Annotated in this window: 12 protein-coding genes; 2 read left to right on the top strand and 10 right to left on the bottom strand. The window is 67.5% G+C overall.

Annotated elements, in window-relative coordinates; translation table 11 throughout:
- Positions 1 to 485: 485 nt before the first annotated feature.
- Together D471_RS0131345 and D471_RS37265 are read right to left on the bottom strand one after the other, a co-directional pair.
- Positions 486 to 1,166 (bottom strand): arsenate reductase/protein-tyrosine-phosphatase family protein, encoded by a 681-nt coding sequence (locus D471_RS0131345; protein ID WP_017602269.1) that lies wholly within the window; start codon positions 1,164 to 1,166, stop codon positions 486 to 488.
- A gap of 710 nt (positions 1,167 to 1,876) precedes the next feature.
- Positions 1,877 to 2,902, bottom strand: a complete 1,026-nt coding sequence (locus D471_RS37265) for a ParB/RepB/Spo0J family partition protein (RefSeq protein WP_017602268.1) — start codon at positions 2,900 to 2,902, stop codon at positions 1,877 to 1,879.
- An 841-nt stretch (positions 2,903 to 3,743) separates the two neighbouring features.
- On the opposite strand from D471_RS37265, the gene D471_RS0131335 reads away from it, so the two are divergent.
- Both D471_RS0131335 and D471_RS0131330 read left to right on the top strand, forming a co-directional pair.
- Positions 3,744 to 4,151 (top strand): ArsR/SmtB family transcription factor, encoded by a 408-nt coding sequence (locus tag D471_RS0131335; RefSeq protein ID WP_017602267.1) that lies wholly within the window; start codon positions 3,744 to 3,746, stop codon positions 4,149 to 4,151.
- The gene (locus tag D471_RS0131330; RefSeq protein ID WP_017602266.1) at positions 4,144 to 5,034 is read left to right on the top strand and encodes a permease; all 891 of its coding nucleotides are present in this window, start codon (positions 4,144 to 4,146) and stop codon (positions 5,032 to 5,034) included. The genes D471_RS0131335 and D471_RS0131330 overlap by 8 nt, the downstream gene beginning before the upstream one ends.
- 125 nt (positions 5,035 to 5,159) lie before the next feature.
- On the opposite strand, the gene D471_RS0131325 is transcribed toward D471_RS0131330, so the two are convergent.
- The 8 genes from D471_RS0131325 to D471_RS40585 all read right to left on the bottom strand — a co-directional run.
- Positions 5,160 to 5,756 (bottom strand): cupin domain-containing protein, encoded by a 597-nt coding sequence (locus D471_RS0131325; RefSeq protein ID WP_017602265.1) that lies wholly within the window; start codon positions 5,754 to 5,756, stop codon positions 5,160 to 5,162.
- A 185-nt stretch (positions 5,757 to 5,941) separates the two neighbouring features.
- Positions 5,942 to 6,817: an amino acid kinase family protein gene (locus D471_RS0131320; RefSeq protein ID WP_017602264.1), complete on the bottom strand. Its 876-nt coding sequence runs from the start codon at positions 6,815 to 6,817 to the stop codon at positions 5,942 to 5,944.
- Between the two features lie 516 nt (positions 6,818 to 7,333).
- Positions 7,334 to 7,495: a hypothetical protein gene (locus tag D471_RS40590; protein WP_017602263.1), complete on the bottom strand. Its 162-nt coding sequence runs from the start codon at positions 7,493 to 7,495 to the stop codon at positions 7,334 to 7,336.
- Positions 7,496 to 7,767: 272 nt separating this feature from the next.
- Positions 7,768 to 9,417 carry a phosphonate ABC transporter, permease protein PhnE gene (gene phnE / locus D471_RS0131310; RefSeq protein WP_017602262.1) on the bottom strand — a complete coding sequence of 550 codons (1,650 nt, stop codon included), beginning with the start codon at positions 9,415 to 9,417 and terminating at the stop codon, positions 7,768 to 7,770.
- Positions 9,418 to 9,494: 77 nt separating this feature from the next.
- Entirely contained in the window at positions 9,495 to 10,250 is a 756-nt protein-coding gene (gene phnC, locus D471_RS37260; RefSeq protein ID WP_241479760.1) for a phosphonate ABC transporter ATP-binding protein, read from the bottom strand.
- A 111-nt stretch (positions 10,251 to 10,361) separates the two neighbouring features.
- Positions 10,362 to 11,267: a phosphate/phosphite/phosphonate ABC transporter substrate-binding protein gene (locus tag D471_RS0131300; RefSeq protein WP_017602260.1), complete on the bottom strand. Its 906-nt coding sequence runs from the start codon at positions 11,265 to 11,267 to the stop codon at positions 10,362 to 10,364.
- Positions 11,268 to 11,322: 55 nt separating this feature from the next.
- The gene (aepY, locus tag D471_RS0131295; RefSeq protein WP_017602259.1) at positions 11,323 to 12,459 is read right to left on the bottom strand and encodes a phosphonopyruvate decarboxylase; all 1,137 of its coding nucleotides are present in this window, start codon (positions 12,457 to 12,459) and stop codon (positions 11,323 to 11,325) included.
- Positions 12,456 to 12,753: hypothetical protein (locus D471_RS40585; RefSeq protein ID WP_040692191.1), on the bottom strand; the 298-nt coding region annotated here is incomplete at its 5' end. The genes D471_RS40585 and aepY, both read right to left, overlap by 4 nt.

The raw sequence follows: 12,753 nt of genomic DNA, 5'->3' as shown, positions 1-12,753 counted from the left end.
GAGAACTACTGGCCGCCTGCGGGGAAAACACACTGGCCATTGACAGGCGCTGGACAGCACCAGCTGGACGCGGAGTCGACAACAGACCGAATCGCTATGTCGACCCGTCCGCAGGCGGCCGTCCGTTGCGTCGTCATCAGGCCGAGGGAACTGGGGAGTTCGTATGGTTCCCGGGCCGTGAACGCTCTGATCCTCCCGGTCGCCGGTCTCCCCTGAGGTGGAGCCACGTGCGAGGGGAGACATGTCGCCATGTCCACAGGTCGTGACATCGACCATCTTGTGTCAGGTGGGCTCCTCAGCCGCGGAGCGCGGTCAGCGCGTTCAGACGGCGACCTCCACAGGGCGCGGATCCGCTGTTCGGTCTCGTCACGGATCAACCGAAGCCTCGCAGCCTGTGCGGCAGAAGCTGTTCGCCGGCGTCACGTCATGGGCGGGCCCAGACCCTTGTGGTCGGCACGGGCGGTCCTGCCGGCGGAGTCGGACGTTCACGGTCTCTTCTGGTGTCGGACGGCGTGCGCGAGTCGTTCGACGCGGTCGCTGATATGGGTGAAGGCCTCCTCGAAGGCGGCGCCGGTGTTCACCCGCAGGGGGTCGGGGACCGACCAGTGCAGGCGATCGCGACTGGGAGGGAGTTCCTCGTGCGCGCTGTCGCAGACCGCGACGATCAGGTCTCCCTCGCGCAGCACCTCGTCCACGTGGGCGGTGGTCCGTGAGCTCAGCGACAGGCCGTGACGTCTGGCGGTGATCAGTGCCCCTTCGTTGACGTGGGTTCCAGGGTGCGTTCCGGCCGATACGGCGGGGACGTGACTGTGGTTCTCCCACAGCGCGGCGGCCAGTTGGGAACGAGCCGTGTTGTGGGTGCACACGAACGCCACGCGTGGTGCGTGCAGGAGAGTGGCCGGTGCCAGCGCCGAGAGGGCCTCGGGGCGGAGCCGGATGTAGGCCCGACGGTGGTCGGCCTCGGAACGGACGCGAATGACGACGTCGGCCTCCTCCAGGACGCGCAGGTGGTAGGCGACGAGGTTGGAGCGCATCCCCACCAGGTCGCCCAGTTCGCTGGGGGACGCGTCCCCGGTCCGCAGGGCGTCGGTGATGGCCAGGCGGGCGCTGTCCGCCAGTACCGCGTGCAGTCTGGACCGCTGCTCCAAGGAAACTTCGGCGTTCATCAGCTCAATGTTCGCCGCGTGAAAATACGTGGACAAGGCCTTGCTCCTTCCGGTCGCTCGAAATCCGTCGGGACTTCGGGGCCTGTTCCAGGGCAGGCCATGCCTGTTGCGGTGACCGCGACCTTTCCGGTGGCCCTCTCCAGGCCCGATCCCGAGTACCTTGCTGTCGCCGAGAGGTCGTGGCCCCGCCTTCCTGGGTGATCTGCTGTGTGGAGAGCCTGGTCTGGGAGGGCTCAGGCCGCTGACCGCCCCGTCCCTCGTCGGGGTACAGGGTGGCGTGGGGCATGGAGCGGCCGAACGGCGTCCCGACCTCTGGGAGGAAATCGAAGCACACCATGAAGAGATATGCACGCCTTCGGGGTGCGGAACCTGGGACTCATGAGAACGTCGCTCCGCAGCCTGTCTTCCAGTGGCGGTGCCTTGCGTCCTTGGCACGGAAGGATCATCGCGAGGGTTTCTCCGAAGGAACATCAGTGGTTTTGCGACCCCGAGGGTGGTGGTTACGATCTCTCTCGGGGCGTGGAACCGTTCTCACCTTGTGGTCGAAGGATGTGCGATTCTTGCCTTGCTTCGGTGGCGACAGTAGCGGAGTGTTCCGGTTTCCTTGCCGGGGAGCGAGATCGCCTCCTATTCTGAGGTCAGCCTCAGTGGAAAGCAGGAAACCCCGACCAAGTTCTCCTGGTCGGGATCGCATTCGTGATTGCTGGTTGTCAGGTGCCGTTCGCGGGGGACGACTGCTCCCCACGGCGTTCCAAGAGGGTCGCTATGACGTTCCAGTTCATGGCGCAGGCGCGCGCCACGGCTGCGATTCTCGCGGCCTGGTGCGGGGGGATGTGTTCGACGAGATCCGCTTCGTCATGGCGTATGACACGGGTTTCGAGCCAACGGATCATCGTGCGGCCTTCGTCGTTGTACCTGAGGGTGGGATCCTTCTTCAGTGAGTCGAGTACGACGCCGAGGTCGATGGGGCGGGCTTCGGCGGAGCGCTGCTTTGTTCCCCGGTTCCTCGTGTCCACCTGTTCGCCCAGCCCGGTCGAGGCCGGATGATCCGCGGTGACCCGTACTTCGCCGACCGTATCGCCGCCTCCGTCGGGCGAAGGGGGTTCTTCGCGTGCTGGGGGTCCGTTCGCGCTTGCCAGTTGCTCGCGGACGTCCCGCACGGTCTCCACGGAAACACGGGCCATCCGCGAGATCTGCCGAAGCGATGCGTCCGGGCTCCGAGCCAGGAGGTCGGCGACCCGTTGTCGGCCCTCGTCGGGGTTGACGGCTCGGACGCGACCGTCGAGTCCGACCCGGACCGCCGACTGGGCCGCGGGGTCCACCGAGGAACGCCTCAGGGCCCCGACCGTCTTTCCGGACAGTCCGACCTTGGCGGCGATCGCCCGATCCGACCATTCGGGGTGGGTGGCCAGGATCTTCTTGGCGGATTCCTTGCGGTCGGACAGCGTCAGAGGCAACCCGTGCCGGATGTTGGCCTCGACCGCGGCGATGAAGCAGTCGGGGTCCGGGCCGTCGAAGTAGATCACCTCGATGGTGGCGCGGTTGCTCAACCGCGCCGCCTGTAGGCGGTGCATGCCGTCGATGACCCGCATCGTCGTTCGGTGCACGAGGATCGGGGGTAGCTCGTCGATCCGCTCGGTCAGACGTTCCACGTGGTCGGGGTCGACCCCTTCCACCCGAGGGGAATCGGCGTCCAACAGGAGATCGACCGGGACTCGCTCCGAAGTGGTCGCCATCTCAGCTCCTTTGGGGAAGAACGCCATCCATGATCGGCGTGCCGGATTCGGTTCGGGTGCCGGTGGTACACCGAATTCTGTCGGCATGGGTCGGATCCGGACCGTATGTGGTGCGGAGCGTGTGGGCGGGGCGTCCGTGGACGATCCGGACGGGGAGAAGAAGTGCGGGGGTGTGCCGACATACACGGCGTGTCGGCCCCATGCTGACGCGAGTACTCACAGGCACCAAGAATAAAGATTATTCTCTCTGATTTCAATCAAAAGGCGATCTCTTGTCCTGTCCTTCTGGGACGTTTGGCGCCTTATGTGCTAAACGGCGGCATTGAGTCCTCAGTGGATGGTTGCTCCGGTCGGTTCCTGGAGATCGGGCGTGGTCACGTGGGCTCATGGTCAATATCGGTCGTGGAAGACAGGGCCGGGTGAGAGGGGAACGGGAGGAGTCAACGTGGGTTCTTCCGTCCGTACGACGGACACGGCGTTCCTTTGTCTGGTCGCACTGGTACAACGCTGAACCGGGCCGGTGGCGGGCAACGTAGCCGGGGAATGCCGGTGTTCCGCTTTCTGGTCTGCTTTCTGACCAGGACTGGTTCCAGTCGGGGCCGTGCGAATGGTGCGCGGGCTCCCCTCCCCGCGGCGCCCGCCGCGAAGCCCCCGGGTGTTCACTCGCCGAACCGGGTTCGCTGATGGCAACAGCCCTCGCTGATGGGATCATGGGTGGTGCGATGGCGGCGCTCTGATCAGGGGGTGTCAGCGACCTTCGCCTGACGCTCCGGGGCGCCGCCGAGTCATGCAACAGCGAAGACTGTTGACATGAATAATTACTGTTGATAGGAGTAGGGTTATGTCGAAGGAACTGGACATCCGGCTGCTCGAAGGCGAAGAGCTGTCGAACTGGGAGCGGGCGAGGCTGCTCGTGCCCAAGCTGAAGGCACTCGCCGACGAGAACCGTACGATCCTGTGCCTTCTGCTCGCCGAGCGCCCGCACACCGTGAAGGAGCTCCAGGAGGCCACCGGTCTCAGCCAGACCCTCATCAGCCACCACCTGCGCCCCCTGCGTGAACAGGAGCTGGTCAAGGTCGTGCCTCGCGGTCGGTCCAACGTGTACGCCCTCTGCTGTGAGGAGCTGGGGATGCCGGTCCGCTGGCTCGCCTCGCTCGCGGCACTGACCCCCGAAGGCGCCAAGGCGTGCTGCCTCAGCGAGGAAGACGACGAAGCGACTACCCCCCCAGAGGAACCAACAGATGTCTGAAACCTGGATCGAGACGATCAAGACATTCGGCACGATCGCGGTTGAGCTGGTTGTGCTCTTCTTCGCGGTCGCGTTCATCGTCGCCCTACTGCAGCGCCGGTTGGGCGAGAAGAGAATCCAGCTCTGGCTGGCCGGAGGAAAGATGGCGGCCCCCCTGAAGGGGGCGGTCCTGGGTGCGCTCACCCCCTTCTGCTCGTGTTCCACGCTCCCGATGCTCATGGGCATGCTGAAGGTCGGGGCGCCGTTCCGGGCCGCGGCCGCGTTCCTGATCGCCTCGCCCCTCATGAACCCGATCATCCTCGGTATCACCTGGATCCTCTTCAGCTGGAAGGTCATGGCCGGCTACGCCCTTGTGGTCTTCGCCGGCACGATCGTGCTCTCCCTCGTCCTGGAGGCGCTCGGGATGGAGAAGTACGTCCGCCGGGTGAAGGTCAGCGCTGAGGGGCACAGTGACGCCCCGTGGCAGGGCATCAAGGCCGAGGCCCGTCCCGCCTGGGACCAGGCCGTGTCGTTCTTCAAGCCGCTGGCGATCCCGATGCTCATCGGGGTCTCGATCGGCGCCTTCATCTACGGTGCGGTCCCCCAGACGTTCCTGACCTCCGTCGCGGGCCCCGACAACCTGTTCGCCGTGCCGGTCGCCGCCCTCATCGGTATCCCCCTCTACATCCGCACGGAGTCCGCCCTCCCCATCGGCCTCGCCCTGAACTCGGCCGGTATGGGGCTCGGTCCGGTGTTCGCCCTCATCATCGGAGGCGCCGGAGCCAGCCTTCCCGAGCTGTCCATGCTGGCCGCGATCTTCAAGCCGCGCCTGGTCGGCGCCTACGTCGCCAGCATCCTGGCGGTCGCCATCTCCGGTGGCCTGATCATCCCCCTGCTGGTCTGATCCCTGTCGTCCCACGACCGCGCGAAACGGGGTTCATCGTGGAAGCAGCGTGGCGGAGAAGGCGAAGAGCCGGTGGCCCCATCGAAGGACGGGGCCACCGGGCCGAAGGTCCGATCCGACGGGGATCAGAAGTTGACCGAGACCACCTTGGCCGGGCCGGAGCCCTTGGTCGCGGTCAGGGTGTGCGGGACGTTCGGGGCGATGTAGAAGCTGCCGCCCTGCGGAATCGTCGCCTCTCTGGGAGCGGCCGGGTCACCCCATTTGAGGTGGATGTCGCCCTCCATGCAGTAGATGACCTCGTGGGCGTCATGGCCGCTGTTGAACGCCGCCTGGTCGGGGTCGTCGACGTTGACCTCGAGCATCAGCGGGACGAGCTTGGGCAGGGTCCGGGTACGCACCAGGCAGTTGTAGGTGTAGTACTCGGTGCCGCCCCGCATGCCCTCGACCACCGGGTTGTCGTCCGGGGCCTGGACGCGGACACCCCCGTCGAGGTCGGTGACGAACCCGGGGGTGAGCTCCGAGGTCGAGGTTCCCAGGATGCCGGCGATCTGGGTCAGCTTCTCGAGGGTCAGCTCGCCGCCGCCCTTCTCCTCCATGGTGACGACGTCGTCGACGCTCAGGCCCAGCACCTTCGCGAAGGACTCCCGGTCCATCTTGATGTGCTCGCGGCGGTCCTTGATCCTCTGGCCGTAGGTTTCCTCGAGGGCAGGGGTGGTCGCCATTTCTCTCTCCTTCGGTGATGTGGTGGTGGCGAAGCGGCTGAGGAGGCGGGGTGGTCCGGTCGGCCCGCGTGGGGGCGGGTCGACCGGAGGGGAACCAGGTGGCCCCGGTACCTCCTCGGCCCCTTCGCGGATCACGGTGCGAACTCGCGCCGTGAGGTCGTGGTGGTCGCGCGCCGCGCGGTGGCTCAGGTCATGACCGGGCGGGACGAGATACGTGTGCACGAGACGCCCTCCGGCCAGTCGGCGAAGGGGCTGAACAGGTGGTCGTAGTCGGCACCGCGCGCGGATCCGCGCATGATGAAGCATTCGGCCCCGGCCGAGGCGCTGGCCAGGAGTGCGTCGAGCTTGGTCTTGAGCGCCCCCGTCGTGTCCCACGGGCTCTTCGCCCACAGCGCCGAGTAGGCGCGTTCGGGAGAGGCCGGGTCGACGTGGGCAAGGACGTCCTTGCCGCCCGGGCCGTCCAGCAGAATCCCGGGGACGTCCGTCAGGCTGACCACGCGCAGGCCCGGACCCAGGGCTCGGACGAGGAACTCCGGCACCCGGTCGCTGGAGAGACCGTGGAGTCGGCCGTCCGCGCCGAGCACACTGTCGCCGGACAGCACCGGAAGGGAACCGGTGTCGAGCACCTTGGTCAGGACGTCACCGCGCACCGAGAACGATCCGTCCTCGTTCAGGACCGACATGGCACCGAGTTGAAGGGGAAGCACCCGGACACCCTCGTGACGCAGCGCTTGCGTCCACGCCCAGCGGACGTCCGCGAGCGCCTTGGTGAGGGGGATGCAGCCGAACGGGTCGGCGTCGTCGTTTCCGCGGAGTGCTCCGTGCCCCACAGCTCCACCGCCGGTGATGAACACGAGGCGGCCGCGATTCTCATGGAAGATCTTGGCGATGATGCGGGCGTAGTCCGCTATCGCGGGTATATCGAGGCTGTTCTCGACGCTCTTGTCAGAGAAGAGGCTTCCGCCGATCTTGATGGCGAGAACGGTTACCGACCGAGATTCCCTGCTGGGAGCGGAGCGCTCCCTGTCGGGTTGCCGGTCGATGGTGGGGATTCCGCTCACTGTGATCGTTCTCCGCTTTCGTGCAGGTTAGACAGGTTCGCTTCCACGGTGGTGTGGTCCGACGTTCGGAGGGCCGGGGATTCGCCACGCATTCCCTATGCGTGGCCATCGACATGTCTGCTGTCTGCTCTTGGCTGGTGGAGAGGGCGGTGTGGTGGTATCGGCCTTCGGGGCCGCCCTTCGGGGTCGACCCTTCGATTCCTGAATGGTGTTCGCTTGACTGAGATGAACCCTAGGTTCGACATGTCGGACATGTCCAGAGGGGGTAGTTCATATTTTTTCTACCGGAGCGTTCAGTTTCGCCCTGGACGTGTCGGAATCTGTCACGTATGGGCAGGTGGTCAGGGGTTCGAAAGATTCAGCCAGACGGTGTGGGTGAGGTGAAATTTTTTCGTTCCCCTCTTGGCACGAGAAGAACCCGCACCGAATGACCGGTGCGGGTTGCAGCGCTATTGATCGGGTGAAACCCAGGGCCTCCAGATCGGCTCTCCTGGGTTCTCTTTTTTGTTTCCCGGATCAGCGAGAAGGGGTTCCCTCAGCCTTTGTGTCGGTCTTCGCCTGGGGCTCGGGCTGGGGTGTCTCCTCTTCCTCCTCGGTGACGTTCACGGCGCCGCAGCAGCTGTCCAGCTCTTGCTTGGAGTCACCGCCGATGAGCTTCTTGAAGAGTCCTCCGGCCATATCTGGCCTCCAATCTGTTTTCTTCCTGCCGAACCGCCGGTGTTCGCCGGATGGAAATCGATGCTCCGCGTGCCGAGTGGCCGTTGGCGCACGGAGTCCGGGGCAGGGGCCTCCGTGCTTGGAGGGCCACGTCGGCGTGGTTCCGGGATGGATTCTGTTCGGTCTGCGGAGCCTCGGGTGGGCCTCCGGGTGGGAGAACGTCTTTCTTGTATCCAGTAATAACAACAGCTTTGACTGATGTCAACCATAGATGTTGGTCGATTGTGGTGTGCTCACCGCACCAGACGCCTCAGCAGCATGCTGACCAGTTCCAGGGCGAAGACCACCGCGAACGTCATCAGAGTGATCAGGGTGATGACGTCGTATTCGCGGGTCTGCGTGGCCTGGAGGAGGTAGAAGCCCACCCCGCCGGCGCCGACGAGTCCGAGCAGAGTCGCGGACCGGATGTTCACGTCGAGCTGGTACAGGAGCCCGCCGATGAGTGCGGGGGCCGCCTGGGGCAGGACCGCGGTGAAGTAGCGCTGGGTCCTGGACGAGCCCAGCGCCGACATCGCCTCCAGCGGGCCGGCGTCGATCTCCTCGAGCGAATCGGCGACGAGTTTGCCGAGGAGACCGACGGACCCGAGCGCCAGCGCGAGCGCTCCGGCGACCGGCCCCAGACCGATCACCACGACGAACACGATCGCCAGGACCAGTTCCGGCAACCCGCGGACCGCGAGGACGAACCCGCGGAACACTCCGTGCACCACCCTGTTTCCCGAGATGTTCCGGGCGGCGAGCGTCCCGACGGGCACCGCCAGGAGCGCTCCCAGAAAGGTGGCCGCGAAGCCGATCTGCACGGTCTCCAGCAGCGCGAGCAGCAGCACGTCGAGCATCCCCGCGTCCCCGGGCGGCCAGAACAGGCCCAGTGTCGTGAAGAAGCCCGACCAGCCGGCCGCGGCATTCGCCTCCAGCGCACCGCTGCCGAACAGGGACGCCACCACGGCCGCGACGACGACCACGGCGTACATCCAGTTCCGTGCCCGGGCGAACGTGAACGGAGGTGAGACCCGTCGCGGTGGTTCCGGCGGCGCGGTGTCCCGGGGGGCCGCGGCCGGCGCGACCGTGCCCGGGGAGCGGCGCCCCCGGAACCACCGGGTGAGCGGTCCGTGCGCTTCGATTTCACCGTCGCCCGACCCGCGCAGGAGGACCCGGCGGATCGAAGTGGACACCATCTCGGTCAGCAGGCACAGCACCAACAGGATCAGTGCCCAGGCGATCCCGAGGCCGAAGTCCAGGCGGGCGAACGCGTGGGCCATCTCGAACCCGATCCCCGCCACGCCCACGATCCCGAGGACGGCCGACACCCGCAGGTTGATGTCGAAGCGGTGGAGTCCGATCGCGATGAACGCCGGCAGGGCCTGGGGAACGACCGCGGTGAGGAGTCGCTGTCCGCGAGTGGCGCCGATACTGGTCAGCGCCTCCCGCGGCCCGGGTGACGTCTGCTCGATCGCGTCGGCGTAGAGCTTGCCCACCATGCCGATCGAGTGCAGCCCCATCGCGAGGACGCCGGGGAGCGCACCCAGGCCGAACAACCGGACGAAGAGGATGGCCAGGACGACGTCCGGTACGGCACGGGCGGCCACGATCAGTCCCCGAGACGTGAGCCGGTGCGGTGTACCGGGGGTCGTCACCGACGACGCCCACACCGACAACGGGAGGCTGAGCACGATGGACAGCAGGGTGGCCAGGAAGACGGTACCCAGCGTGATACCGGTCTGCCGGAGGATCTCCTCTCCGCTGGGAAGGGACAGGGGCCAGGTCTGCCGGATGAACACCTCGGCGTTGGCGACCCCCTGTACCAGGGCGGCGAAGTCCACCCCGAGGGAGCGCAGGGACCAGAGACCCGTGCCGACGAACAGGCAGAGGAATCCGAGGACCACTCCCGTGCTCTTCTGGGGACGCCGCGGGCCCGTCGGCAGGGAGCGGGGCACGGGAGGCCGTACCGGTGGCGGCGCGATCATCCGGTGACGTCCAGTGCCATCGACTCGGTCCTCGGCGCCATGCCGTAGACCTCCATCGCGGTCGTGGTGTCCAGAGTGGCCGCGGGGGCGTCCAAGGTGACCTCGCCGTCACGGAGCCCGATGACGCGGTCCGCCCATCCCAGGGCCAGGTCGACCTGGTGCAGACTTCCGATGACCGTCAGGGATCGCTCACGGGCGATCTCGCGCAGCAGCCGCATGACCGTGTCGGCGCTGTCCGGATCCAGCGAGGCGACGGGTTCGTCGGCGAGGAGGATGGCCGGGTGCTGCATCAGCGCTCGCGCGATGGCCACCCGCTGTTGCTGTCCGCCGGAGAGTGTGCTCGTGCGCTGGAACGCGAGGTCGGCCATGCCGACCCGGTCGAGATGGTCCAGCGCCTCCACGCGGAGGGAGCGCGCGTAGGAGAACAGGCCGAGCCGGGGGCCCACGAGCCGTCCGAGCGCGCCGCTGCAGACGTTCTCCAGCACGCTCAATTGTCCGACCAGGTTGAACTGTTGGAAGACGAAACCGGTCCTGCGGCGGAGCCGGCGCAGGTGGTGGCCACGCGCCCGCGCCACGTCGGTGCCCAGCACCCGCAGGCTTCCGCTGGTCGGCCTGTGCAGACAGCAGATGTGCCTGAGCAGAGTGGACTTTCCGGAGCCGGAGCGGCCCAACAGCGCCAGGATCTGCCCCTTCGGGACATCGAATCCGACCCCGCGCAGTGCGGTCACTCCGCCGTCGAACTCCTTCGTCACCTGTGTCAGTGAGACGGCCGGCTCACGATCGACATCGTCGTGTACCGCGTGGTCTGCCATGGAAACCTCGCATCGTTCATCGGGGAGGGGAGTCGCCGGTGCGGGTGTGCGCTAACCCGCCTCGCAGGCCTCGGCCTCGGTGATCTCGCAGAGCTCGCGGATGGGGTCGTAGAACGCGTCGTCGGCCTCCGTGAACCCCCAGTAGCCGGCGATGTCGTCGACCCCGAGGGCGTCGGCGTTCCCCCGCTCCAGAATCGCTTCGCCGACCGACTCCCTGAGTTCGGGATCCAGGGAGTCGAGGATGGCCAGAGGGGAGTTGACCACCGGGTCGGACTTCCAGAGCACGGTGTAGTCGTCGTGGTCGATGCCCTCCTGCTCCGGGAGGACCTCCTCGTACAGCAGGTCGCGGACGGCCCCCGCGTCGCAGTCCCCGTCCCGGACCGCCAGGAGGGACGCGTCGTGCCCGCCGGCGAACCTCTCCGTGTAGTCACCCTCGTCCAGACCCGCCTCCATCAGTCCGGACAACGGGTAGAGACGTCCGGAGGTGGAGTTGGGGTCGACGAAGCAGACCGTCTTGTCGCGCAGGTCGGAGAGTTCGCTCAACCCGCTGTCGGCCCGGGCGACCATGTAGGAGTGATAGCTGGGGTCGCCGCCCTTCTCGTAGAGTTCGGCCGCGATCGGGGAGATGTCGACCCCCGAGTCCTTCGCCAGGACGTAGCTGAACGGCCCGTACATGGCGATGTGCACGGTGCCCGCGCGCTGGGCCTCGATGAGGGCGGCGTAGTTCGTCATGACCTCCAGCTCCACCTCCTTGCCGGAGGCCTCGGCGATCAGTTCCCTGAGCGGCTCGTAGGAGGCGTTCAGGGAGGCGGCGTTCTCGTTCGGGATCAGGCCCATGATGAGCGTGTCCGGGTCGGAAGCGCTGTCGGCGTTCGAGGCGCCGCCGCAGGCGGCCGTCAGCGCGAGGGCGGCGGACGCGGCACAGAGTGCGATGGTCCGGGAGGAGATTTCGGGCATACTGCGGTCCTTTCGAGGAAGAGAGCGGAGTGGCTGGGTCGGTGGGCGGACTGGGTCAGTCGCCCTCGGAGGCGGGACCGCGCATCGCTGACGCGAAACGGTCCCGCATGGCCTCGGGGGGATGGGTGTTGGTCGCGCGCGGAGGCATGGGGCCGCTGCGGGGCCGGGTCGGCACGACGATCATGTGCGGCCCCGGTGAGGACAGCGCGGACGCGACACCGGACTGGAGCCGTTCAGGGCTGGCGCACCGCCTGGCGTCGGCGTATCCGGCCGCCGCGGCCACGTGCTCCAGAGCGGTGGTGCCCGACGTCGTGTCCTGGCCGCCGGTCGACTCGTGAATGCCGTTGTCCAGCACGACATGGACGAGATTGGCCGGGGCCTGGGCGCCGATCACCGACAGCGCGCCCAGGTGCATGAGCGCGGCGCCGTCGCCGTCGAGGGCGATGACGGGGCGGTCGGGTCGCTTGAGGGCGATGCCCAGGGCGAGCGAGGACGCGTGTCCCATGGAGCCCTGCATGTAGAAATTGGCCGGCCGGTCCTCGACCCCGAACAGCTCGCGCCCGGTGTAGCCGGTGGTCGCGACCACCGGGGCGGCACCGACGAGCTTGGTGACCAGACGGATGGCGTCGGCGCTGTCCATCCGGCCGGCATCCGCCCGCTCGCGCGCCTCCCCGGGAGCCGGCGCCGCAGAGCCGACCGCGTACTTCTCCACGAGGACGAATGGCGCGTGCCCCTCGTCGATCGCGGCCGTCGCGCTGTCGAGGATCGTCCGGAAGCGTGTCTCGTCGGCGTCCGCGCGCAGTGTCCAGTGCGGCAGACCGAGGAGATCCAGGTAGGGGGCGGTGGTCGGCCCCATCACGGCGTGCTGCGGTTCGTCGCCGGCCGGGTCGGGCCAGCCACGCAGGCTCACGAAGGTGAGCACCGGGATCTTGTAGGTCATGACCAGCGACGTCAGGGGGTTGACGAGGTTGCCGAGACCGGAGTTCTGCACCATGACGTAGGCGCGCTCGCCCGCCAGAGCGGCCCCGGCGGCCGTGGTGAGCGCGCCCCCCTCGTTGGCCGCGGCGACGTAACGGCCCCGGGTCCGGCTCAGCAGGGAGATCGGTCCGCCGAAGTACGAGCAGGGGACCCCGCTGGCGAGGCCGAAGCCGTGCCGCTCCAGTTCGTCGCAGAAGAATTCGGCGGAGATCATCGGTGCCCTTCCTTGGTGGCTCCGGTCAGGCTCGGGCCCGCCGGGGCGGGTTCGGACTCCCGCAGGAGTGAGGGAGCGGTCATCGAGGCGGGGACGGGAAGCCCGAGCAGGCGGAGGACGGTCGGGGCGACGGAGGTGATCGCCGCGGGGGACGCGGTCGACAGAGCGGCGCCTCGCCGTGCACCCGCCGGGACCAGCACGCAGTGGACGGGGTTGCGGGTGTGCCCGCCGTAGGGGACTTCCTCCTGCGCGTCCCCGACGGTCCGCAGCATCTGCTCGGCGTTGCCGTGGTCG

The sequence above is a fragment of the Nocardiopsis lucentensis DSM 44048 genome (genome assembly GCF_000341125.1).
Classification (GTDB): domain Bacteria; phylum Actinomycetota; class Actinomycetes; order Streptosporangiales; family Streptosporangiaceae; genus Nocardiopsis; species Nocardiopsis lucentensis.
The sequence above is the reverse complement of the archived record's forward strand: the minus strand, read 5'-3'. Positions and strand labels throughout refer to the sequence as shown.